Origin of the sequence: Solwaraspora sp. WMMA2059, assembly GCF_027497315.1 — a bacterium.
Classification (GTDB): Bacteria; Actinomycetota; Actinomycetes; order Mycobacteriales; family Micromonosporaceae; genus Micromonospora_E.
Genome location: NZ_CP114908.1, coordinates 2,269,459 through 2,291,401, shown reverse-complemented (window position 1 = coordinate 2,291,401; position 21,943 = coordinate 2,269,459). Strand labels below are relative to the sequence as shown.

Below are 21,943 nucleotides of genomic sequence, written 5' to 3'. Positions count from 1 at the left end.
ATGTGCGTATCGGGTAGATCAGATGGTGGTCGGGTCGGTCAGGCGGTGGGGCGGATCAGGGAGTGGTCGGGCCGGGCGGGGTGGCGGCCCAGGTGGAGAGCTTGCCGGCCAGGTCAGCGCCGCCGACCGGGTCGCGGGCGACGACCAGGATCGTGTCGTCACCGGCGATGGTGCCGACCACGTCCGGCAGCCCGGACCGGTCCAGCGCGCTGGCCAGGAACTGCGCCGCACCCGGCGGGGTACGCAGCACGCAGATGTTGCCACTGGCGTCGACTCCGGTGAGCAGCTCGTGCAGCAGCCGGACCAGGCGGGCCGGGGCCTGCTCGGCGGGGCGCAGCGTCGGGTTGCCGTCCTCCGGGATGAGGTAGACCGCCGGACCTCCGTCGCGGCCACGTACCTTCACCGCGCCGAGTTCCTCCAGGTCCCGCGACAGGGTCGCCTGGGTGACCTGCATGCCGTCGCTGGCGAGCAGCTCGGCCAGCTCGGTCTGGGACCGGACCGTCCTGGCCCGGATCAGCTCGGTGATCCGGGCGTGCCGGGCGGTCCGGGTCGCAGGCCCGGTCACGACGGCCCGCCCGGCTGGCCCAGCAGCCAGGCGAGCAGCGCCTTCTGCGCGTGCAGCCGGTTCTCCGCCTGGTCGAACACGGCGCTGCGCGGGCCGTCGAGCACCTCGTCGGTGATCTCCTCGCCCCGGTGGGCGGGCAGGCAGTGCAGCACGATCGCCTCCGGCGCGGCGGCGTCGAGCAGGTCCAGGTTGACCTGGTACAGCCAGAACGGGGTACGCCGGTCCCGACCGTCGGCTTCCTGACCCATCGACGTCCAGGTGTCGGTGGCCACCACGTCGGCGCCATCGACCGCCTCCTTCGGGTCCCGGATGACCTGCACCGAACCGCCGGTCCAGGCGGCGATCTCCCCGGCCCGGGAGACCACCGACGGGGACGGGTCGTACCCGGTCGGCCCGGACACCCGCACGTGCATCCCGGCGGTTACCCCGGCAAGCAGGTAGGAACTGGCCATGTTGTTCGCCGCGTCGCCGACGTACGCCAGGGTCCGCCCGGTGGTGCCGCCACAGTGTTCCCGCACGGTCAGCAGGTCGGCGAGCAGTTGGCAGGGGTGGAACCCGTCGGTGAGCGCGTTGACCACCGGCACGCTCGCCCCTGCCGCGACCTCGGCGAGGCGGTCGTCACCGAAGGTGCGCATCACGATCGCCGACACGTACCGCGACAGCACCCGACCCGCGTCGGCCAGGGTCTCGCCCCGGCCGAAGTGGGTGGCCTGGGTGTCCACCACGATCGGGTTGCCGCCCAGCTCGGCGATGCCGACGTCGAACGACAGCCGGGTCCGCAGGCTCTGCTTGTCGAACAGCACCGCCACCGAGCGGGGGCCGGCCAGCGGCCGGTGGCCGTAGCGGTCGGCCTTCATCGCGGCGGCAAGGTCCAGCACCGCCGCCTGCTCGGCGGGGCTGAGGTCGTCGTCGCGCAGCAGATGCCGGGTCACGAGCCTTCTCCTGTAGTGGTGGCGGCGTCCAGTGCGGCCGGCAGCGCGGCGAGGAACCCGTCGGCCTCCTCACCGGTGAGGATCAGCGGCGGAGCCAGCCGGATCACGTCCGGCTGGGCCGGGTTGACCAGGAAGCCGGCGTCCCGCAGGGCGACCGCAGCCGCCGGCGCGACCGGCGCGGTGAGCACCACACCGAGCAGCAAACCGGCACCACGTACCGAGGCGACCAGCGGGTGGCCGAGCGATTCGACGCCCCGGCGCAGTTGCTCACCGACCCGCTTGACGTGGTCGAGCAGCCCTTCGGCGGCGATGGTACGTAGCACGGCGAGCGCGGCGGCGCAGCAGACCGGATTGCCGCCGAAGGTGCTGCCGTGACTGCCCGGGGTCAGCAGCGCGGCTGGCGTGCCCACGTCGGCGACCTGGGTGTCAGCGAAGGCGATGCAGGCACCGATCGGTAGCCCGCCGCCCAGCCCTTTGGCGAGGGTGACGACGTCCGGGACGACGCCGTCGGCCTGGTGGGCGAACCAGTGACCGGTCCGCCCGACCCCGGTCTGCACCTCGTCGAGGGTGAACAGGGCACCGTGCCGGCTGGTGATCTCCCGGGCGGCGGCCAGGTAGCCGGGCGGCGGCACCACCACGCCGGCCTCGCCCTGGATCGGCTCCAGGATCACCATCGCGGTGCGGTCGGTGACGGCGGCGGCAAGCGCCTCGGTGTCGCCGTACGGCACATGGGTGACCTCGCCGGGCAGCGGCCGGAACGGGTCGGCTTTGGCCGGTTGCCCGGTCAAGGCCAGGGCCCCCATGGTCCGGCCGTGGAAGCCGTCGTGGGTGGCGACGACGTGGGTCCGACCGGTACGCCGGGACAGTTTGAACGCGGCCTCGACCGCCTCGGCCCCGGAGTTGCAGAAGAACACCGCGCCGGGGCGTCCGGTGAGGGCGAGCAGCAGTTCGGCCAGGGCCACCGGCGGCTCGGCGACGTAGAGGTTGGAGACGTGTCCGAGGGTGCCGATCTGCCGGGTGACCGCCTCGACGACCGCCGGGTGGGCGTGCCCGAGCGAGTTGACCGCGATGCCGCCCAACAGGTCGAGGTAGCGTCGGCCGTCCTCGGCGACGACGGTCGCGCCCTCGCCGTGCACCAGCGCCAGCGGTGGTGTGCCGTAGTTGTCCATCAACGATGCGGACCAGCGGTCCCGCAGCGAGGCCATTCAGGACTCCCCGTCGTTCGTCGGGTCAGTGACCATGGTGCCGAAGCCCTCCGAGGTGAAGACCTCCAGCAGCGTCGAGTGGGCCACCCGGCCGTCGACGACGTGCGCGGCGGGTACCCCGCCGCGTACCGCCCGCAGGCACGCCTCCATCTTCGGCACCATGCCGGCGGCGAGGGTGGGCAGCAGGTCGGCCAGGTCGTCGGCGGTGATCCGGCTGATCAGGCTGGCGGTGTCAGGCCAGGCGGCGTACAGGCCGGGCACGTCGGTGAGCACGACCAGCTTGCGGGCCTGCAGTGCGACGGCCAGCGCGGCGGCGGCCGTGTCGGCGTTGAGGTTGTGCAATACGCCGTCCACGTCCGGCGCCACCGTGGAGATCACCGGAATTCGGCCGGCCGAGATGATGTCGGCGACCGCCGACGGGTTGACCGTGTCGACGTCGCCGACCTGGCCGACATCGACCGGTTCGCCGTCGACGTACGCGGGGCGGCGGATGGCGGTGAACAGGTGGGCGTCCTCGCCGGACAGCCCGACGGCGTAGGGTCCGTGCTCGTTGATCAGACCGACGAGTTCCCGGCCGACCTGGCCGACGAGTACCATCCGGACGACGTCCATCGCCTCCGGGGTGGTGACCCGCAGCCCGCCCTTGAACTCGCTGGCGATGCCGAGCCGGCGCAGCATGCTGGAGATCTGCGGCCCGCCGCCGTGCACCACGACAGGTCGGATACCGGCGTAGCGCAGGAAGACCATGTCGGCGGCGAAGGCCCGCTGCAGCTGCGGGTCGATCATGGCGTTGCCGCCGTACTTGACGACCACGGTGGCCCCGTGGAAGCGGGCCAGCCAGGGCAGCGCCTCGATCAGGGTGGCGGCCTTGGTCTGGGCGAGGCTGAGATCGCGGCTCAGCGCGTCGTGCGGCGCGGGCGGCCGGGCGGTGTCGGTCATGTCGAGTACGCCGAGTTCTCGTGCACGTACGCGTGCGACAGGTCGTTGGTCCAGATGGTCGCGGTGGCGGCACCGGCGTGCAGGTCGATCCGGATGTGCACCTGCCGGCCGGTGAGGTCGACCTGGTCGCGGGGTGCGGCGGCGGCCCCGTCCCGGCAGATCCACACGTCGTTGATCGCCACGTCGAGCTGGTCGGGGTCGAACACCGCGCTGGTGGTGCCGACCGCCGCGAGGATCCGCCCCCAGTTGGGGTCGTTGCCGAACAGCGCCGTCTTGACCAGACTGTTGCGGGCCACCGCCCGGCCGACCTGCACCGCGTCGGTCTCGCTGGCCGCGCTGACCACCTCGATGGCGACCTCCTTGCTGGCGCCTTCGGCGTCGGCGATCAGCTGCCGGGCCAGGTCGGCGCAGGCGGCGGTGACCGCAGCGGTCAGCTCCCCGGCCGACGGGGTGACCCCGGAGGCGCCGCTGGCCAGCAGCAGCACCGTGTCGTTGGTGGACAGGCAGCCGTCGGAGTCGATCCGGTCGAAGGTGGTGCGGCAGGCTTCGCGCAGCGCGGCGTCGAGGTCGGCGGCGTCGACGAGCGCGTCGGTGGTCAGTACGCAGAGCATGGTGGCCATGGCCGGGGCGAGCATGCCCGCGCCCTTGGCCATCCCACCGACCCGCCAGGCCGGTCCGCCGGTGCTGGCGGGGCCGGCGTCGACGACGGTGGTCTTCGGCCGGGTGTCGGTCGTCATGATCGCCTCGGCGGCGGCCGGTCCTCCGTCGGCGGAGAGCCCGGCGGCGGCCGCGGTCACTCCGGCGAGCAGCTTGTCCACCGGCAGCCGTTCGCCGATCAGCCCGGTGGAGCAGACCGCGACCTCACCGGCCCCGACGTCCAGGCCGGTGCCGGCCCCTGTGCCGCCCGCTTCGGTGAGCGTCGCGGCGACGTGTTCGGCGGTGGCGTGAGTGTCCTGGAATCCGGCCGGCCCGGTGCAGGCGTTGGCGCCGCCGGAGTTGAGCACCACCGCCCGCAGCGCACCGGCCCGCAGCACCTGCCGGCTCCACAACACCGGTGCGGCCTGCACCCGGTTGGCGGTGAAGACCCCGGCGGCGGCCGTGGCCGGTCCGTCGTTGACGACCAGGGCGACGTCGACGGCGCCTCCGCTCTTCAGCCCGGCGGCCACCCCGGCCGCCCGGAACCCGTTCGGCGCGGTCACCGTCATGGCGCGATCCCCAGAGTAGTCAGGCCGGTGCTCTCCGGCAGACCGAGCATCAGGTTGGCGCACTGTACTGCCTGACCGGCGGCACCCTTGCCGAGGTTGTCGATGGCGCTGGTCACGATCACCCGTCCCGAGTCGACGTCGGTGGTCACCTGCAGTTGGCAGGCGTTGGATCCGAGGGTCGCGGCGGTGGCCGGCCAACTGCCGGCAGGCAACAGGCGCACGAACGGCTCGTCGGCGTACGCGGCGGTCAGCGCCTCGCGCGCGGCGTCGGCCGGGTCGGCGGCGGCGTCGGTCGGGCGGGCGGTGACCGTGGCCAGGATGCCGCGCGGCATCGGAGCCAGCACCGGGGTGAAGGACAGGCTGGTCGCGCCGGTGGCCTGCTTGATCTCCGGGACGTGCTGGTGGGCGCCGACCTTGTACGGTGACAGGCTGCCCATCACCTCGCTGGCCAGCAGGTGGGTCTTGGCGGACCGACCGGCACCGGACGTGCCGCTGGCGGCGACCACCACGACGTCGTCGGGGGCGACCACTCCGGCGGCGATCAGCGGCGCGAGCGCCAGGGTGGTGGCGACGGCGTAGCAACCGGTGGCGGCGACCCGGTCGGCGGCGGCGATCCGGTCCCGCTGGCCGGGCAGCTCCGGAAGCCCGTACGTCCAGGTGCCGGCGTGCTGGCCGCCGTAGTAGCGGGACCAGGCGGCGGCGTCGCTGAGCCGGTGGTCGGCACCGAGGTCGACGACCTTGACGTCGGACGGCAGGGTGGCGGCGAGCGCGGCCGACTCGCCGTGCGGCAGAGCCAGAAACACCAGGTCCGCTGCGGCCAGGTCGGCCGGATCGGTGGCGACGAACACCAGGTCGAGGCCGGCCAGATGCGGATGCACGGCGGCGACCGGCGCCCCGGCCTGGCTGTGCGCCGTGGCGGCGACCAGGTCCAGCTCGGGGTGCCCGGCGATCAGCCGCAGCAGCTCTCCCCCGGCGTACCCGCTTGCGCCGGCGACGGCGACCCGGATGCCCATACCCACCTCCGCATTTCTATGCAGAGGACGGTATCAGGATGCATCCGGGCCGACAAGACCCTTTCCACCTGCCTGCCAGGTGCCCGCCGCGCCGCCCGTCAGGTGTCGACGACCTCCACGTCGCGCCAGAAGGCGACCCGGTCCCGGACCATGTCGGCCGCCGGCAGCGGTGCCGGGTAGTACCAGACCGCGTCGGCGCTGCGTTGACCATCGCGCTCCAGCGAGTAGTAGGACGCGTCGCCCTTCCATGGACAGTGGGTGTGGGTGTTCGACTCACGTACCAGGTCGTCACGCAGCGACGACCGGGGAAAGTAGTGGTTTCCCTCGACGACGACCGTGTCGTCGCTCTCGGCGATCACAAGTCCGTTCCAGATTGCCTTCGGCATGAGACCCAGCGTAGGCCGTCGATCGTTATCCCGCCCATCCGTCGGATGCCGGTGACCAGAAACCCCGCACCCGCGAACACTGTAGACCGCAGGGCTTCGCGTCGGTATTATGTTGTCGAACCGTGCCGGACCGGCTCCGTCACCGTCTCGACGTTCACTGGGTCCTCATCCACACCCACCGGTGCCCGCCCCACCTCAATCAAGCGGACAACGGCCGGCCTCCGAGCAAGAGGAAGTTCCGTTGACACGACACCTCCGACGGATCGCGACGTACATCGCCGTGGCACTACTGACCGCAGGCGGGCTGACCTTCATTTCAGCACCACCAGCGCGGGCATTCGGCGGCGAGACGTTCGGCTGCCGCGTCGCTCCCGGGGCCGACCTCGTCTGGCGATCGATCTGCTACAACAATCAACCGGCGGGCGCCTACAACGCTGGCTTCGCAGTGCGGAACGCCTCCGGCACCGGATACACCTACTCTTGGAGCATCAGCGGCTCGTACTTGTACGTGATCACCGGCTGCACCACGACGTCCTCCGACTGCGCCCTGGCAATGCCCAACGCGGACGGCGCCGTTCAGGTCACTGTGACCTATACGCTAGCCGGCCAGAGCGCTACTAGCTCAGCCACCGCCGTCATCAGACAGTTCTGCGGCACGCACCTCTGCTGAGCGACCGGCCGGTGCGGGTCACGGAACCGACCGCTGATCACGGAACCGATCGCTGATCACGGGACCGATCCCAGCAGGATCAGCAAACCCGCCACGGCCCCCAGCAGCGCGGCAACCAAGCCAAGACCCTCCCAGGTGTGACGGGTGAGTGTCGGACCGCGACCCGGCGGCACCGCCACGACCGAAGCGCTCTGGCGGTCGCCGACCGGATTACGTGGTTGCGCACCCAGTAGCCGCTCGATCTTGTCCAGGCGGTGCAGGTCACAGCCGAGGAGCAGGCCATACCCAAGGTACGGGCAGTCGCCGTCGCGCCACAGCGGCTCGCCGCACCGGGCGGGGATGGCGAGGACCGCGTACGGCAGCCCGACGGTGAGCGTGAGGAACCAGCCCCAGTGCGGCTGGCCGCTGGCGAACGCCGCCAGCGCCAGCGCGGCGATCGACGCGCCGACGGCCAGTCGCTTCGTCCGCCATTCGGGCATGCCCGCATCCTAGTCGGAGGGTCGACCGGCCCGACGACCACATCGGAGCCCGGGTCCGACCTCGGGACCTGCGCCCCGCGCGGCCCAGCGGCCCACCACAGATATCGACGAGCCTCTATTATTATCGGTCGGCCCGACGTCCGGTCGGGCCGACCGACAAGGAGGGTGGCGTGCGTCCCAGCGACAATCACACCGGCTCGTCCAACTCAGCTGTCCCGGACCGGCGTACCCGATCAGCGGGACGGACGGCGGCGTTCAGCGGGGGTGCTGTCCTGGCCATCACGGTCGCGGCCGCGCTCGCCGCGACCAGCGGCGGCGCCGCACCGCCGGCTCCCGCTGCGACCACCGGCCCGGCCGGCCCCGCCCGGCACCCGGCCACCTGGGTCGCCGCCTGGGCGCCCAGCCCGGTCGAGGGCAGCACCATCCCCTGGTCGGACTGCCCGGCCGGAGACGGTCTGGCCGACCAGACGGTGCGCAACGTCGCCTTCGTCAGCGCCGGTGGCCGGGCCGTCCGGGTACGGATCACCAACACGTTCGGCACCCGGGAGCTGACCGTCGGCCGGGCCTCGGTCGCCGTGCAGCACGACGGCGCGACCGCCGTGCCCGGCTCGATGCGGGAGCTGGCCTTCGGCGGCAGCCACGAGGTCACCGTCGCCGCTGGCGGTCGGGCGCTGAGCGACCCGGTCCCGCTGCGGGTCGCCGCGCTGAGCACCCTGCTGGTCAGTGTGTACGTACCGGAGCCGACCGGACCGGTGACCAACCATCCGTTCACCGCCCAGGGCAACCATCTGGCGGCGGGCGACCGGGCCGCCGCGCCGACCGCCGACGGGTACGCCGACACGCCATGCTGGATGCTCGTCGACGGGATCGACGTGCAGGCCGATCCCCGGGTCGTCGGCTCCGTGGTCGCGCTCGGCGACTCGATCACCGACACCGGCAACACCACCGGCAACGCCAACCGGCGCTGGCCCGATTACCTGGCCCGTCGCCTGCACGACCAGCGCGGGCCCATCCTGTCGGTGGTCAACGCCGGACTCGGCGGCAACCGGCTGCTCGCCCCACGTGACGGGGAACCGTACTGGGGGGTGCCGGCGCTGGCCCGGCTGGAACGCGACGTCTACGCGCAGACCGGAGTCCGGGCGGTGATCCTGCTGGAAGGCACCAACGACATCGGCTACAGCGCCCCGGCCGCCGACATCATCGCCGGCTACCGGCAGGTGATCGCGCAGACCCGGGCCCAGGGACTGCCGATCCTCGGCGGCACTGTGCCACCGTTCGGTGGCTCCTTTTTGGACACCCCCGAGCGGCAGGAGATCTGGCGCGACGTCAACCGCTGGATCCGCACCAGCGGTGCCTTCGACGGGGTGATCGACTTCGCGGCGGCGCTGGCCGACCCGGCCGACCCGACCCGGCTGGCGACCGCGTACGACAGCGGTGACCACCTGCATCCCAACGACGCCGGCTGCGCCGCGATGGCCGACGCCGTCGACCTCGGCTCGCTGCTACGACGCTGACCGACGGTCACCGGCGTTTCCCGACCCGGTCCGCCCGTCGTCGCGGCGGACCGGGGCCGGGACCCTTGTCGGTCGGTCAGGCACCGCGCAGGGTGGCGCCGAGCCGGGAGGCGGCCTCGGCGACCGCGCCGTCGCGGGCCGCCACCGCCTCCTCGACGGTCAGCGTCCGGTCTGCGGCCCGGAACACCAGCTTGTACGCCAGGGACTTGCGCCCGGCACCGAGCTGCTCCCCCGCGTACACGTCGAACAACCGGACCGATTCGAGCAGCTTGCCCGCCCCGGCCACCAGCGCGGCGCGGACCTGCGCCGCCGGGATGGCATCGTCGACGACCAGCGCCACGTCGATCAACGCCGGCGGGAAGCTGGAGAAGTCCGGTGCCGGCACCACCGGAGCCGCCGGCACCGCGTCCAGGTCCAGCTCCATCGCACAGGTACGCCGGGGCAGTTCCAGCGCGGTGACCGCCGCCGGATGCAGCTCCCCGGCGTGGCCGACCACCACCCCGTCGACGAGCAGTTCGGCGCAGCGGCCGGGATGCCAGGGCGCGTGCTCGTCGGCGCGGACCTCGACCCGATCGGCCGGAACGCCGGCGGCGTCGAGCACGGTCCGACCGGCCTCGACGGCGTCGGCCCAGCTGGCCGGCCGGCCCGCGCCCCACCAGCCACCGGGCTCAAGCTCACCGGCCAGCACCACCGCGACGTGCCACGGCTGGTGCGGCACGGCGGCGTCGGCGGCCGCGAACACCTCGTCGGCGGGCCGGTCGTCGACCCCCATCGGCGGCGGTGCGGCGGCACCCGGCCGAGGTTGGAACACCACGCCGATCTCGTAGAGGGCGACGTCGCGCTGCCCCCGGCCGATGTTGCGCCGCAGCGTCGCCAGCAGCGGCGGCAGCAGGCTGGTCCGCAGCAGCGGGTCGGTGTCAGCCAGCGGGTTGGCCAGCCGGACCGCGGCGCGGCGCGGGTCGTCGGCAGGCAGCCCCAGGTCGTCGGCGACCTGCGGGGAGACGAACGGGTAGCAGAGCGCCTCGATGTGACCGGTCTCGGCCAGCGCCCGCGCCACCGACCGGCGGCGGCGTTGGTCGGCGGTGAGCCCTCGGCCGGCCGGGGCGGGCGGCAGGGCGCTGGGCACGTTGTCGAAGCCGTCCAGCCGGACCACCTCCTCAACCAGGTCGGCCGGGTCGGTCAGGTCGGGCCGCCAGCTCGGCGGGCCGACGACCAGCGGCGCCGTACCGTCGTCGGCTGCCGACGCCGCCGAGGTGGCGGTGGCCACGCCGGTGGCGACGGCGCTGGCGCTGGCCGCCCCGGCGGTCAACCCGGTGGCGACGGTGCAGCCGACCGCCTCCAGCAGGTCGACGACCCGCTGCGGCGGGTACGTCACCCCGACCCGGCGGCTGGGCAGCCCGGCGTCGAGGACGATCGGGGCCGGCGGGGCGACGTGGTCGATGTCCAGGATCTCCGCGCCGGCGGAGCCGCCGGCGTGTTCGGTGAGCAGTGCGACGGCGCGGTCGATGGCGACCAGCGGCAGCGCCGGGTCGACGCCGCGTTCCCACCGTTTGGCGGCCTCGCTGAACAGCTTGTGCCGACGGGCGGTACGCCCGACCATCACCGGATCCCAGTGCGCGGCCTCGAACAGCACGTTGCGGGTGCCGGGCACCACCTCGCTGGTCTCGCCGCCCATCACTGCGGCGAGCGAGATCGGTCCGGTGTCGTCGCAGATCACCATGTCCTCGGCGTCGAGGATTCGGGCCACCCCGTCCAGGGTGGTCAGCTTCTCCCCCGCGACGGCACGTCGGACCACCAGCGGCCCGGCGAGCCGGTCGGCGTCGAAGGCATGCATCGGCTGGCCGAGTTCGAGCATCAGGTAGTTGGTGATGTCCACGGCGAGGCTGATGCTGCGTACCCCGGCGGTGGTCAGCCGGCGGGCCATCCAGGCCGGCGTCGGCGCGGTCGGGTCGATGCCGCGGACCATCCGGGCGGTGAACCGGTCGCAGCCGACGGTGTCGCGGACCTCGACCGGGTAGGCCGGGGTGTCGGTGGCGCCGGGCGCGTCGATCGCCGCCGGGTCCCGCCACGGTACGCCGAGCGCCTGGGCGAGTTCGCGGGCGATGCCGCGTACCGACATGGCGTACCCCCGGTCGGGGGTGATCTCGACGTCGACCACGACGTCGTCGAGGCCGACGACGGGTCGGGCGTCGTCGCCGGGCGCGGCGGTGACGTCCGGGGGCAGCACGATGATGCCGGCGTGGTCGTCGCTGACGCCCAACTCGCGGGCGGAGCAGATCATGCCGTTGGAGTTGCGCCCGTAGGTTCTCCGGGCGCCGATGGCGAATCCGCCGGGCAGCACCCCGCCGGGCAGGATGACGACGACCTTGTCGCCGGGGGCGAAGTTGGTGGCGCCGCAGACGATTTCCTGCGGCTCACCGGTGCCGTTGGCGGTGCCGACGTCGACCCGGCAGAACCGGATCGGCTTCTTGAAGCCGGTGAGTTCCTCGACTTCGCGGACCTCGCCGACGACGAGTGGGCCGGTGACGGTGCCGGCCAGGTCGACGATGGACTCGACTTCCAGGCCGAGGCCGACCAGGGCGTCTTCGAGCTGCTGCGGGGCGAGGTCGGCCGGCAGGTCGACGTGCTCGCGCAGCCAGGAAAGTGCGATCCGCATGTCTCAGACCTCCATCCCGAACGCGCGGGTGAACCGCACGTCGCCTTCCACCATGTCGCGCATGTCGCTGATGCCGTGCCGGAACATCAGGGTGCGTTCGATGCCCATGCCGAACGCGAATCCGGAGTAGACCTCCGGGTCGATGCCGCAGGCTCGCAGCACCCGGGGGTTGACCATGCCGCAGCCGCCCCATTCGACCCACCGTGGCCCGTCGCGGTGCTGTGGGAACCAGACGTCGAACTCGGCGGACGGCTCGGTGAACGGGAAGTAGTGCGGCCGCCAGCGGGTCCGGGCGTCGGCGCCGAACATCGCCCGGGCGAAGTGGTCCAGGGTGCCCTTGAGGTGCGCCATGGTGATACCCCGGTCGACGACGAGCCCTTCGACCTGGTGGAACACCGGGGTGTGGGTGGCGTCGAGTTCGTCGGTGCGGTAGACCCGCCCCGGGCAGACCACGTGGATCGGCGGGGTGCGGGTCAGCATGGTCCGGGCCTGCACCGGTGAGGTGTGGGTGCGCAGCACCAGGCCGGGCAGGTCAAGGTGGAAGGTGTCCATCAGCCCGCGTGCCGGGTGGTCGGGGCTGATGTTGAGCGCGTCGAAGTTGGTCCACTCCAGCTCAGCCTCGGGGCCTTCGGCGATCTCGTAGCCCATCCCGACGAACAGGTCAGCGATGCGTTCCATCAGGGTGGTCAGCGGGTGCCGGCCGCCGCGCGGGCGGCGGTCGTACGGCAGGGTGACGTCGACGCGTTCCTCGGCAAGCACCCGCCGAGCCCGCTCGGCTTCGAGTTCGCCGCGCCGGGCGTCGTACGCGGTCTGCACCGCGGTGCGCGCCTCGTTGACCCGCTTGCCGGCGTCGGCCTTGGCGGCCGGCGGCAGCGCGCCGATTTCCCGGCGGGCCAGCGAGATCGGGGCGCGGTCGCCGAGGTGCTGGGGTCGCAGTGCGGTCAACGCGTCCAGGTCGGCGGCGGCGGCGAACGCCTTCTCGGCGTCAGCGACCGCGCCGGTGAGCGCGGCCGGGTCGAGCAACGCGACCTGCTTCGGATCGTATGGGTCGTTGCGGTAGGTCATGACGTGCGGGCACTCCCTCGCGGCGTGCGGTCACCGGGGCCGATGACCGGCAAGAGTCTACGGACGCGCGGCGCTGCCGCAGCCCGCCGGTAGGGTGCGCAGGCAGGAAGGGTCGGTCAGCCCTGCCGCCCGCCGGAACCGGCGGGCCGGGTAAACAGCCGATGAGGTGGCACACCACAGCCGGGCCGCCGGTCGCGGCGCGTCGGATGGTCGTCGACGCGCGCCGGGTAGCTGCGGACGCTCATCGCGTGGGCCTTCCTGGGCGCTGTGCTCTGGCCGAAGTGTACAGGCAGACGGCTGCGGCGGCAGCCAGGTTCAGGCTCTCGGCGCGGCCGTGCAGCGGCACCCGCACCCGGGCGTCGGCCCGGTCGGCCAGCTCGGCCGGCAGGCCGTGCGCCTCGGTGCCGAAGAGCCAGGCGGTCGGCGCGGCCAGCGCGCCCGAGTCGGCGAGGTCGTCGAGGTCGGTGTCGCCATGGCCGGTGGTGGCGAGCACCCGCAGGCCGGCGGCGCGCAGCTCGTCGACGACGTGTGCCGGGTCGTCGTGGCGGACCACATCGACGTGGAACAGGCTGCCGGCGCTGGCCCGGACGCACTTTCCGTTGTACGGGTCGACGGCGGCGCCGGCGAAGACGACGGCGCCGGCACCGGCGGCGTCGGTGGTGCGCAGCACGGTGCCGGCGTTGCCCGGGTCGCGGATCTCGACCAGCACGGCGGCCAGCGCGGGCCGGCGGTGCAGCGCGCTGTCGAGGGTGACGTCGAGGTGGTCGCAGACGGCGACGACGCCCTGCGGGTTGACGGTCTCGGCCAGCGCGGTGAGCGCGGCGTCGTCGACGATGGAGACGTCGATGCCGGCGCTGGCCGCCGCGACGGTCAGGTCGGTGTGCCGGGTACGCCCGGCGGCGGTGGTGAACAGTTCGCGGACCAGGCCGGGCACGGCGAGCGCTTCCCGGACGGCCTGCGGGCCTTCGGCGAGGAAGCGCCGCGTCGCGTCGCGGTCGCGGCGCCGGTGCAGCCGCCGGGCGGCCACGATCCTGGGGGTACGGGTGGTGAACGTCGGCTGCCGGTGGTCGGCCCCGCCGCCGGTGGTGGTGGCCGGGACACGGTCGAGGCGCCCGGCTGGCCGTGGTGCGGTCATGCCGGACGCCTCGATTCGTGCCACGTGCGGGTCAGGGTCGCGCCGGTTCAGGCGGCCTGGGCCGCCGCGCCGCCGGTGCCTTCGGCGGCGACCGCCGTGCGGGCCACCTCCACCAGGGCGGCGAACGCGGTGGCGTCGTTGACCGCCAGGTCCGCGAGGACCTTGCGGTCGACCTCGACGCCGGCCAGCTTGAGGCCCTGGATGAGGCGGTTGTAGGTCATCCCGTTGGCGCGGGCCGCCGCGTTGATCCGGGTGATCCACAGCTGCCGGAAGTCGCCCTTGCGGTCGCGACGGTCCCGGTAGGCGTACTGCATCGAGTGCAGCACCTGCTCCTTGGCCTTGCGGTACAGCCGGGACCGCTGGCCCCGGTAGCCGCTGGCGTCCTCCAGCAGGGTACGGCGCTTCTTCTGAGCGTTTACGGACCGCTTGACGCGTGCCATTTCACCTACTCCTTCAGGTCAGTGGCGCGCGTCAGCGGCCGAGCAGCTTCTTGATGCGCTTGACGTCGGCCGGGGACACCTCGACGGTGCCGGTGAGCCGGCGGGTCCGAGTGGAGGGCTTGCCCTCCAGCAGGTGGCGCTTACCCGCCTGCTCGGCCAGGATCTTGCCACGGCCGGTCACCTTGACCCGCTTGCCCATACCGGTGTGGCTCTTCATCTTTGGCATGTGTCGCGTCTCTCCCCTGTCACTCGCCGGTGTTCCCGGCGGGTCCGGCCGTGGCGGCCGGTGGTGGTGCCTCGACGGCGCCGGAATCCCGGTCCCGGGAGGCTCCGCCGCCCCGGGCCGCCGTCGCGGCGGCCGCAGCGGCCTTGGTGGCCCGGTGCGGGGCCAACACCATGATCATGTTCCGGCCGTCCTGCTTCGGTGCGGCCTCGACGTACCCCAGGTCGGAGATCTCCGATTCGAGCCGGCGCAGCAGCCGGTAGCCCAGCTCCGGCCGGCTCTGTTCCCGGCCCCGGAACATGATCGTGACCTTGACCTTGTCTCCGGCCTTGAGGAACCGCACCACGTGACCCTTCTTGGTCTCGTAGTCGTGCGGGTCGATCTTAGGCCGAAGCTTCATTTCCTTGATGACGGTCTGCTGCTGGTTACGCCGCGCTTCGCGCGCCTTGAGTGCGCTCTCGTACTTGAACTTGCCGAAGTCCATGAGCTTGCACACCGGCGGGCGCGCCATCGGCGCAACCTCAACCAGGTCCAGGTCGACGTCCGCGGCCAGCTGCAGGGCGCGCTCCAGCGGGACGATGCCCACCTGCTCACCCTCAGGGCCGACCAGTCGGACCTCACGTGCCCGGATCTGCTCGTTCACGCGTGGTTCGACGCTGATGGGGCCTCCTCGAGTCGGTAATCTCCATGGTGCCGTCACCCCGGGCCGGCCCCCGGTTGGGGACGCCCCGGGAAAGCAGAAGGCCCTGGCACATGCCAGGGCCTGCTCGACCGGTCGGTGACGCCGTCGACGGCGTCGACCCAACGGCGGACGGACCGCCGTCGGAAGACCGGACCCGCCCGCTGGATGGTGGTCCGCGGTACGGGTGGGAGCAGGCGCTCCGCTTTCGCGACTACCTCCGCCCGGCTGCCGGCTCGCGCCGGCGCCGCCGGTCGAGGGCAGCGTGGTCGACATGACAAGACTACCAGGCTCCGGCCATAGCCGTATGTCCGGTCCGGTGTCAACAACCAGTGCCAGCCAGCGGCGGTCGACCCGGCAGCATCAGCCGGCGGCGGTCGCCGTGCGGCTCGCAGCGTGCAGCCGGCGCAACGCCCGGACAGCCTCGACGGCGTGCTCCCGGTCGACGGACTGCAGCGCCAGCATCGGCACCAGCTCGTCATCGGCCAGTTCCAAACTGGCCCAGGCGGCGTCCCGGTCGAAGCGGACCGCCGCGACCAGCGACCACGGCAGTTGGTACGAGCGCAACACGTTTCGCACCCGCACCCCGGCGGCGTCGGCTTCGACCCGGGGCCGGGTGAACAACAGGATCACGGCGGCCCCGACCAGGCCGAGACCGACCATGGCGGCCTGGTCGCCACGCTGGAAGCTGCCCAGGTTCGCGCCGGTGGACCCCTGCAGGCCGAAGCTGACCGCAGTGAAGACCAGCAGCAGCGCGGCAGCCAGCGACCAGCACATCACCCGCAACCGGCGGGCACGCACCACCAGCGCGCCGGTCAGCTCGGTGGTCGGGTCGGTCGGCTCGTCTGCCACCCGGTCAAGTCTGCCACCGCACCGTCGCGGCCGACCGGCCGGGACCGACGGGCACCCCGACCGGACACCAGCACCGCGACGATGATCAGCGCGGCGCCGGCGATGAGACCCGGGCTGACGCCGGCACCGCCGGGGACCAGGACGTCGATAAGCAGCGCCCCGACGAGCTGACCGGCGACCACCCCGAGCCCGGTCCGCAGCACCCCGACCGACCGGACCCCGACCAGCAGCGCCACCACGATGCAGACGCCGAACAGCCCGCCCAGGTAGAGGAACCACTCGCCCGGCCACGCCCGGCCGGCCGCCGCCTGGTAACCGCCGAGCAGGCCGGCCGCGATCAGCACCAGCGGCGTACTGACCACGAAGTTCGCCACCGTGCCCATCGCGGTGGTGCTGGCCGCCGAGACCCGCCCGTTGAGCGCGGACTGCACCGACACCGCCAGCCCGCCGGCCACCGCCAGCGCGATCACCCCGACCGCGAGCTGCCCGACCGGCCGGCCGACCTGGGCCACCACCACCGCGCCGATGCCGAGCAGCGCCCCGACCAGCCGGGGAATCGTGACGGCGAGCCGGCCGGCCGGGGCCAGCCCGACCCGGTCCACCGCCAGGCCGCCGAGACTGTTGCCGGCGACCTGGGCGATGGTCAGCACCGCCACCCCGAGCACCGGCACCGCGTAGGCGGCGACGGTGACAAAGAACGCCCCACCGACCCCGCCGAGGTAGGTCCACCAGGGCAGCCGGGCGTCCCGCAGGGTCCGCAGCCCGGCGCGCATCGACGGCAGGAGCAGCAGCCCGAGGGCGACCAGCAGCGATCCGCCGATGTTGTTGACCACCGCCCCGATGGCGGCGCTGCCCATCCGGGCACCGAGTTCGGCGTTGACCGCGCTCTGCGACGCGGACGCCACCCCGCCGAGCCCGGCGACGGCCAGCGCCAGCCAGGGCGGCAGCACCCCGGCAAGGCGGCGCTGGGCCGGCCTCCGCCGCGCCGGCTGGGGCGACGTGGTGGCCGGCGTAGGGTCCGGTGGTGTCACCCGGCCACTGTCACAGCCGGCCGCGACGATGTCTGTGACGGACATCGCGTACCGTCGGCGGATCGACGTCCGTCCAGCAGCTGCCGGTCCGCCGGGTCAGAACGGGAACCGGCTGATGTCGCCCTGCATGGTGAGCCACTGGGTCTCGGTGAATGCCTCGATGTTGGCGGCCGGCCCACCGAACCGGCTGCCGGTGCCGGAGACACCAACCCCGCCGAACGGCGCCACCGCCTCGTCGTCGACGGTCTGGTCGTTGATGTGCACGATGCCGCTGGGGATCCGGTCGGCCAGCGCCATCGCCTTCATCACGTCCCGGCTCAGAATGCCGAGCGAAAGGCCGTACTCGGTGTCGCCGGCCAACGCGACCGCCTCGTCCAGGTCGGCGAAGGTGGCGACCGGCGCGACCGGGCCGAACACCTCCTGAGCGAACGCCGGTGTAGTCGGGGTGGCGTCGGCCAGCACCGTCGGCCGGTAGAACAGCTCCTCGTAGGTGCCGCCGGCCGCCAGCCGGGCCCCGGCGTCGACGCTGGCCGTGACCAGCGAGTGGATCTTGTCCCGCTGATGTTCGTCGATGATCGGGCCGAGCGCCACCTGCCCGGCCGCCGGATCCCCGACCGGCAGGTGGTCGGCCTTGGCCGCCAACTGCTCGACGTACCGGTCGGCGATCCGCTCGTGCACCAGGTGCCGGCCGGTGGCCATGCAGATCTGCCCCTGGTGCAGGAACGACCCCCAGGCGCCGGCCGAGACCGCGAGATCCAGGTCGGCGTCGTCGAGCACGATCAGCGCCGAGTTGCCACCCAACTCCAGGTGGGCCCGCTTGAGATGGCGGGCGGCGGCCTCGCCCACCTTGCGCCCGGCGGCGGTGGAACCGGTGAAGCTGACCACCCGGACCCGGGGGTCGGCGATCAGCGCCTCGCCGACGTCCGCCCCGCCGGGCAGCACGTGCAGCAGCCCGTCGGGCAGACCCGCCTCCTGGAAGATCCGGGCGATCGACACCCCGCCGCAGACCGCCGTACGCGGGTCCGGTTTGAACACCACCGCGTTGCCCAACGCCAGCGCCGGCGCGACCGACCGGATGGACAGGATCAGCGGGAAGTTGAACGGCGCGACGACGCCGACCACCCCGACCGGCAGCCGACGCGCCAGACTCAGCCGGGGCTGGCCGGTGGCCAGGATCTCGCCGGTCGGGTGCGACGGCAGGGTGGCCGCCTCGTAGCACTCCTGGGCGGCGGTGGTGGTCTCCACCTCGGCCTTCGGCGGCACCGACCCGGCCTCGCGGATCAGCCAGCCACCGATGTCGTCGGCGTACTGCTCGAACAGCTGACCGGCCCGGCGCAGCACGGCGGCCCGCTCCAGGTAGCTGGTGGCGGCCCAGTCGCGCTGCGCCTGCGCGGCCCGGACGCAGGCCCGCGTCACGTCGTCGGCGTTGCCGACACCGACCCGACCGATCTCCTGCCGGGTGGCCGGTGACATGACGGCCATCGTGCCGCCGGCCGCCTCGGTCCAGCCGTCGCTGAAAATCATGCCGTGCCACGTCGTCGTGTCGAGTAGTGCCATGAGGAACCTCCGGCCGGTCGGGAATCCGAATCCTCCCTACCTTCCCGCACCGGCACCGGATCCACCTCAGGAACCGGCGTCACCCGTACGAGGAGTTGAGCCGCGACCGATCATCACCATGACCCCGAACACGCCACCCAGGTAGAGGAACCGGGTGCGATCAGCTCGACTATGCGGTAGCCGCCGATCCGCTCCGGCGCCACGTGACCTCCTCGGCGGACGCGAACCCAAGCCCAACCCAATTGACGGAACGTGTCCGCCAGGACGCATGACGTAATCGCGTCATAGATCGTCCCGCTACCAACCGAATGGCGTTTTCCGCCAAGTACCTACGCCCGATCCGCGCCCGCTTGTCCGCCAGCCGGGTAAGGGCGTGGCGGCCGGTGAGTCAGAGGCGGCAGGCGTGGATGTCGGTGACCAGGATGGCGCGGGCGCCCAGGTCGTACAGCTCGTCCATGATCCGGTGCACCTCGGCACGGCGGACCATGGCCTGCACCGCCACCCAGCCTTCGCGGTGCAGCGGCGAGATGGTCGGCGACTCGATGCCCGGGGTCAGCGCGGTGGCCTGTTCCAGCAGGTCGGCGCGCACGTCGTAGGCGAGCATCACGTACCGGTGGGCGACCAGGACCCCCTGCAGCCGGCGGATCAGCTGGTCGGCCTGGCCGGTGGTGGCGGTGCCGGCCGGGTGCACCAGCACCGCCGAGGAGCGCAGGATCGGCTCGCCGACGGTGACCAGGCCCGCCTGGCGCAGCGTGGCGCCGGTTTCCACCACGTCGGCGATGACGTCGGCGACGCCGAGCCGGATGGCGTTCTCGACCGCGCCGTCGAGGCGGACCACCTCGGCCTTCAGCCCGTGTTCGCCGAGGTAGCTCTCGACCACCCCGGGGTACGCGGTGGCGATGCGTCGCCCGGCGATCTGCTCCGGCACCCGGGTCAGGGTCTCCGGGCGGGCGGCGAACCGGAACGTCGCCCCGGCGAAGTCGAGGTCGAGCAGCTCCTCGGCCGGGCTGCCGGAGTCGATCAGCAGGTCCCGGCCGGTGATGCCGAGCTCCAGCTCACCGCTGCCGACGTAGGTGGCGATGTCACGGGGCCGCAGGTAGAAGAACTCGACGTCGTTGGCCTCGTCGCGGCAGACCAGGTCCTTGGGGTCGGTGCGCTGGCGGTAGCCGGCTTCGCGCAGCATGTCGGCGGCCGGTCCGGAGAGGGTGCCTTTGTTCGGTACGGCGATGCGCAGCATCTCGGTCTCGCTCCTGTCGAGGGTGTGAGGGTCACACGAGGGTGCGGGTCACGGTCGCAAGGGCGGGTCAGAGATGTCGGTAGACGTCCTCGAGCTCCAGTCCGGTGGCCAGCATCAGCACCTGCGCCTGGTAGAGCAGCTGAGAGATCTCCTCGGCGGCCCGTTGCGGCCCTTCGTGCTCGGCGGCCATCCACGCTTCGGCCGCCTCCTCGACGACCTTCTTGCCGATGGCGTGTACGCCGCGTTCCAGCGCGGCCACCGTCGACGAGCCCGGGGTCCCGGCCGCCGCCTTGGCCTGCAGCTCGGCGAACAACTCCTCGAACGTCTTCACGGTGCCCGATTGTGGCAGCCCGGCACCGGGCGGGTCGGCACCGGGTCCGCACCGGTCCACCTGCTGATCACCGTACGGTGATCGCGGCGTCGACGAGGTACCGGGGCCCTTCGTCGGCGACCATCGACTCCTCGTACGCCTCGATGGTGTAGTCGCCGGGCGGCAGGCTCAACTCGACGAACGCCTCCCCCCGGCCGGGTGCGCCCGCGTCGAGCGTGACGTACCGCCGGTGCACGACCTGTCCGCCCTGGCGGATCCGCAGCTGGGCGGTGGCCTCGTGGACGCTGCCAGCGAGGTGCACGGTGAAGGTCGACCCGACGGTGTCGCCGTGCTGCGGGTCGATCAGCCAGAGCATGGCCAGGGTGTCCAGCGCGGCCCCCTTGGTGATCTCGTCGCCGGTGTCGACGTGACCCCACAGCCGGTCCACCGGCTCGCCGTCGAGCAGCAGCCGGATCCTGGGGTCGCCGCCGGTGACGCCGGCGACGGTCCAGGCGAGCTGCTGCACCGCAGCGGCGGCCCCGGCGGCGTCGAGGTTGGCGACCCCGGCTCCGGTGATGTTGACGCCGACGATGTCGTACTGGGTCCACACGGTCGCCACCGTGGCCCCGGACGGCCACAGGGTGCGGTAGTCGGGATCGGCGAGCCGGGCGGCGGTGAGCATCTCGCCGAGCGTGGCCCGCAGTTCGGCGACGACACCGGTGTCGGTCAGCTGGAACCGGTGGAACTCGCGGTAGAGCCGCAGCCCCTCGCCGTCGGCCGTACCGACGTAGTAGACCGGCAGGGTCGACACCGGGGTGCCGGCCTGCTGTCCGGCGGCGCCGGCGGTCGGCGGACCGCCGGTCGCCGGGCCGGCGACCGGGGCGTCGCGGTCGGTCGGCTGGTCGGTCGGCCCGCCGGTCGGTGCCGCGCCGGGCGGGGCCGGGCCGGCGCTGACCGCCCCGGACGGCGGGCCGGGCTGTGACACCGGCGGCAAGCAGCCGACCACGCCGACCAGGCTGGCGGCGACGGTCGTGGCGGCGGCGCCGAGCAGCACCGCCGGCATCCGGCGCCGTCGGCGGGCGTCGATCTTGCCGCGGATCGCGGTCAGCCCGTCGGGCCGTACGTCGACCCGGTCGGCTTCGGTGTGCAGCGCCCGGCGCAGCAGGTCGGCGGTACCGGCGTCGCCGGGCAGGTTGTCGTGGTCGGTGTCCATCACAGGCCGTCCAGGCTGGTTCGCAGTGCGGCGATGCCGCGTGCGGTGTGGCTCTTCACCGCGCCTCGGCTGACCCCCATCGCGTCGGCGATCTGCGCCTCGGACAGGTCGGCGTAGTAGCGCAGCACGATCGCCTCCCGCTGGCGGGGCGGTAGGGCGCGCAGCGCGGTGATCACGTCGGCGTGGCGGAGCTGGTCGAGGGCGCCGGCTTCGGCGCTGGGTGCGTCGGGGTCGGGCCGGGCGGCGGCCAGGTGGGCTTGCACGACCCGTCGGTGCCGGATCGCCGACCGGCACCGGTTGACCACGGTGACCCGCAGGTAGCCGAGTGCCTTGTCGGCGTCGCGGAGCCGCCACCAGCGGCTGTGCAGGGCCACGTAGGCATCCTGCACGATCTCTTCCGCCATGCCCGGTTCCCGCAGCAGCAGGGTGGCGAGGCGCACCAGCGGGCGGTAGTGCGCGGCGAACAGGCGGGTGACCGCCTCGTCCGCCGCCCACGTCGTCGTCTGTGCCCGCTGTCGTGGCATCGTCCTCCCCGAGCCCAGGTCGGTGACCAGTTCGGGTGTCACGCCACTACGACGTGTCACCAGCGCATCTGGTTTACCGCGCGAGCGGCGGGAACGTGACGGGTCGGGGTACC

General features: G+C 72.9%; 23 protein-coding genes. 2 read left to right on the top strand and 21 right to left on the bottom strand.

Going from position 1 to position 21,943, the window contains the following annotated elements:
* Positions 1 to 55: 55 nt before the first annotated feature.
* The 7 genes from O7553_RS10545 to O7553_RS10515 form a co-directional block, all read right to left on the bottom strand.
* Positions 56 to 565 carry an arginine repressor gene (locus O7553_RS10545; RefSeq protein ID WP_281554622.1) on the bottom strand — a complete coding sequence of 170 codons (510 nt, stop codon included), beginning with the start codon at positions 563 to 565 and terminating at the stop codon, positions 56 to 58.
* Entirely contained in the window at positions 562 to 1,497 is a 936-nt protein-coding gene (argF, locus tag O7553_RS10540) for an ornithine carbamoyltransferase (protein ID WP_281554621.1), read from the bottom strand. The genes O7553_RS10545 and argF overlap by 4 nt, the downstream gene beginning before the upstream one ends.
* The gene (locus tag O7553_RS10535) at positions 1,494 to 2,702 is read right to left on the bottom strand and encodes an acetylornithine transaminase (RefSeq protein ID WP_281554620.1); all 1,209 of its coding nucleotides are present in this window, start codon (positions 2,700 to 2,702) and stop codon (positions 1,494 to 1,496) included. The genes argF and O7553_RS10535 overlap by 4 nt, the downstream gene beginning before the upstream one ends.
* Positions 2,703 to 3,641 (bottom strand): acetylglutamate kinase, encoded by a 939-nt coding sequence (gene argB / locus O7553_RS10530; protein ID WP_281554619.1) that lies wholly within the window; start codon positions 3,639 to 3,641, stop codon positions 2,703 to 2,705. It lies immediately after the preceding gene.
* Positions 3,638 to 4,846 carry a bifunctional glutamate N-acetyltransferase/amino-acid acetyltransferase ArgJ gene (gene argJ / locus O7553_RS10525; RefSeq protein WP_281554618.1) on the bottom strand — a complete coding sequence of 403 codons (1,209 nt, stop codon included), beginning with the start codon at positions 4,844 to 4,846 and terminating at the stop codon, positions 3,638 to 3,640. The genes argB and argJ overlap by 4 nt, the downstream gene beginning before the upstream one ends.
* The gene (gene argC / locus O7553_RS10520) at positions 4,843 to 5,859 is read right to left on the bottom strand and encodes an N-acetyl-gamma-glutamyl-phosphate reductase (RefSeq protein ID WP_281554617.1); all 1,017 of its coding nucleotides are present in this window, start codon (positions 5,857 to 5,859) and stop codon (positions 4,843 to 4,845) included. The genes argJ and argC overlap by 4 nt, the downstream gene beginning before the upstream one ends.
* Before the next feature lie 98 nt (positions 5,860 to 5,957).
* Positions 5,958 to 6,245 carry a DUF427 domain-containing protein gene (locus tag O7553_RS10515; RefSeq protein ID WP_281554616.1) on the bottom strand — a complete coding sequence of 96 codons (288 nt, stop codon included), beginning with the start codon at positions 6,243 to 6,245 and terminating at the stop codon, positions 5,958 to 5,960.
* Between the two features lie 241 nt (positions 6,246 to 6,486).
* Between O7553_RS10515 and O7553_RS10510 the strand changes: the two genes are divergently transcribed.
* Complete coding sequence (locus tag O7553_RS10510) at positions 6,487 to 6,915, top strand: hypothetical protein (RefSeq protein WP_281554615.1); 429 nt, start codon at positions 6,487 to 6,489, stop codon at positions 6,913 to 6,915.
* A gap of 56 nt (positions 6,916 to 6,971) precedes the next feature.
* Here the strand turns inward: O7553_RS10510 and O7553_RS10505 are convergent, their stop codons facing one another.
* On the bottom strand, positions 6,972 to 7,394 hold the full coding sequence (locus tag O7553_RS10505) for a hypothetical protein (protein ID WP_281554614.1): 423 nt from the start codon (positions 7,392 to 7,394) through the stop codon (positions 6,972 to 6,974).
* A 170-nt stretch (positions 7,395 to 7,564) separates the two neighbouring features.
* Between O7553_RS10505 and O7553_RS10500 the strand changes: the two genes are divergently transcribed.
* Positions 7,565 to 8,908 (top strand): SGNH/GDSL hydrolase family protein, encoded by a 1,344-nt coding sequence (locus O7553_RS10500; protein ID WP_281554613.1) that lies wholly within the window; start codon positions 7,565 to 7,567, stop codon positions 8,906 to 8,908.
* Between the two features lie 76 nt (positions 8,909 to 8,984).
* Here the strand turns inward: O7553_RS10500 and O7553_RS10495 are convergent, their stop codons facing one another.
* The 13 genes from O7553_RS10495 to O7553_RS10435 form a co-directional block, all read right to left on the bottom strand.
* Complete coding sequence (locus O7553_RS10495; protein ID WP_281554612.1) at positions 8,985 to 11,564, bottom strand: phenylalanine--tRNA ligase subunit beta; 2,580 nt, start codon at positions 11,562 to 11,564, stop codon at positions 8,985 to 8,987.
* 3 nt (positions 11,565 to 11,567) lie between these two features.
* Complete coding sequence (locus tag O7553_RS10490; protein ID WP_281554611.1) at positions 11,568 to 12,629, bottom strand: phenylalanine--tRNA ligase subunit alpha; 1,062 nt, start codon at positions 12,627 to 12,629, stop codon at positions 11,568 to 11,570.
* 241 nt (positions 12,630 to 12,870) lie between these two features.
* Positions 12,871 to 13,764, bottom strand: a complete 894-nt coding sequence (locus O7553_RS10485; RefSeq protein WP_281554610.1) for an RNA methyltransferase — start codon at positions 13,762 to 13,764, stop codon at positions 12,871 to 12,873.
* 47 nt (positions 13,765 to 13,811) lie between these two features.
* A complete protein-coding gene (rplT, locus tag O7553_RS10480) occupies positions 13,812 to 14,204 on the bottom strand; it encodes a 50S ribosomal protein L20 (protein WP_123601272.1) in 393 nt (130 codons plus the stop codon).
* A 31-nt stretch (positions 14,205 to 14,235) separates the two neighbouring features.
* Positions 14,236 to 14,430 carry a 50S ribosomal protein L35 gene (rpmI, locus tag O7553_RS10475; protein WP_123601271.1) on the bottom strand — a complete coding sequence of 65 codons (195 nt, stop codon included), beginning with the start codon at positions 14,428 to 14,430 and terminating at the stop codon, positions 14,236 to 14,238.
* A gap of 19 nt (positions 14,431 to 14,449) precedes the next feature.
* A complete protein-coding gene (gene infC / locus O7553_RS10470; RefSeq protein WP_281554609.1) occupies positions 14,450 to 15,070 on the bottom strand; it encodes a translation initiation factor IF-3 in 621 nt (206 codons plus the stop codon).
* Between the two features lie 399 nt (positions 15,071 to 15,469).
* Positions 15,470 to 15,883, bottom strand: a complete 414-nt coding sequence (locus tag O7553_RS10465; RefSeq protein ID WP_281555563.1) for a PH domain-containing protein — start codon at positions 15,881 to 15,883, stop codon at positions 15,470 to 15,472.
* A 38-nt stretch (positions 15,884 to 15,921) separates the two neighbouring features.
* Positions 15,922 to 16,989, bottom strand: a complete 1,068-nt coding sequence (locus O7553_RS10460) for a DMT family transporter (RefSeq protein WP_281554608.1) — start codon at positions 16,987 to 16,989, stop codon at positions 15,922 to 15,924.
* A gap of 96 nt (positions 16,990 to 17,085) precedes the next feature.
* Complete coding sequence (locus O7553_RS10455; protein ID WP_281554607.1) at positions 17,086 to 18,546, bottom strand: benzaldehyde dehydrogenase; 1,461 nt, start codon at positions 18,544 to 18,546, stop codon at positions 17,086 to 17,088.
* Between the two features lie 388 nt (positions 18,547 to 18,934).
* The gene (gene hisG / locus O7553_RS10450) at positions 18,935 to 19,783 is read right to left on the bottom strand and encodes an ATP phosphoribosyltransferase (RefSeq protein WP_278168769.1); all 849 of its coding nucleotides are present in this window, start codon (positions 19,781 to 19,783) and stop codon (positions 18,935 to 18,937) included.
* A 67-nt stretch (positions 19,784 to 19,850) separates the two neighbouring features.
* Positions 19,851 to 20,132, bottom strand: a complete 282-nt coding sequence (locus O7553_RS10445) for a phosphoribosyl-ATP diphosphatase (RefSeq protein ID WP_348650123.1) — start codon at positions 20,130 to 20,132, stop codon at positions 19,851 to 19,853.
* A 49-nt stretch (positions 20,133 to 20,181) separates the two neighbouring features.
* Complete coding sequence (locus tag O7553_RS10440) at positions 20,182 to 21,306, bottom strand: Gmad2 immunoglobulin-like domain-containing protein (RefSeq protein WP_281554605.1); 1,125 nt, start codon at positions 21,304 to 21,306, stop codon at positions 20,182 to 20,184.
* Positions 21,306 to 21,872 carry a SigE family RNA polymerase sigma factor gene (locus O7553_RS10435; RefSeq protein ID WP_281554604.1) on the bottom strand — a complete coding sequence of 189 codons (567 nt, stop codon included), beginning with the start codon at positions 21,870 to 21,872 and terminating at the stop codon, positions 21,306 to 21,308. The genes O7553_RS10440 and O7553_RS10435 overlap by 1 nt, the downstream gene beginning before the upstream one ends.
* Positions 21,873 to 21,943 lie beyond the last annotated feature (71 nt).